General features: G+C 55.6%; 1 protein-coding gene. It reads left to right on the top strand.

The annotated features are described in order from the left end of the window. Positions 1-559 (top strand): AAA family ATPase (locus E0D98_RS25595; protein ID WP_240723787.1); only part of this gene is annotated, 559 nt, incomplete at both ends.

Raw genomic sequence — 559 nt, forward strand, 5'->3', positions numbered from 1 at the left:
CCACGAAACTGGCGATCGCCGGAGTCCAGGAGGCGCGGCTACTTTCTGAAAATTTCGAATTGCTGGAGGAATGGAGCGACCAGCTTCCACGGCTTAGGGAGGCATGGGAACGCGGGGAAAGCCTGGTCATGAAAAAAATCCCCCAGCGAAAAACCACGCTACCGATGAGCGTTGGATCTACCGGATACGACACACAGCTTGATTACGTGGTAAAGGGGATTATTCCGGCATCGTCGCTATGCAGCATATACGGGGCGAGCGGTTCCTATAAATCATTCCTTGCCGGATCGTGGGCGTGTCACGTTTCCACGGGCCGCCAGTGGGGAGGCCGCAGGGTGGCGCATGGTGCGGTTCTCTATGTGGTTGGTGAAGGCGGTATCGGCGTTCCGCGTCGTGTAAAAGCCTGGGAGGTTGTGCACGGTGAGCAGGTGAAAAATCTGTATCTGGTAAACCGTCCCATCTTTCCGGCGGTCCCGCTTGATGTTGATGAAATGGTTATCGCTGCCCGTCAGGTGGAGCGGGAAACGGGTAAACCTGTACGCATGATTATTCTGGATAC

It is taken from the genome of Escherichia sp. KCJ4928, from assembly GCF_004352695.1.
Classification (GTDB): Bacteria; Pseudomonadota; Gammaproteobacteria; order Enterobacterales; family Enterobacteriaceae; genus ECMA0423.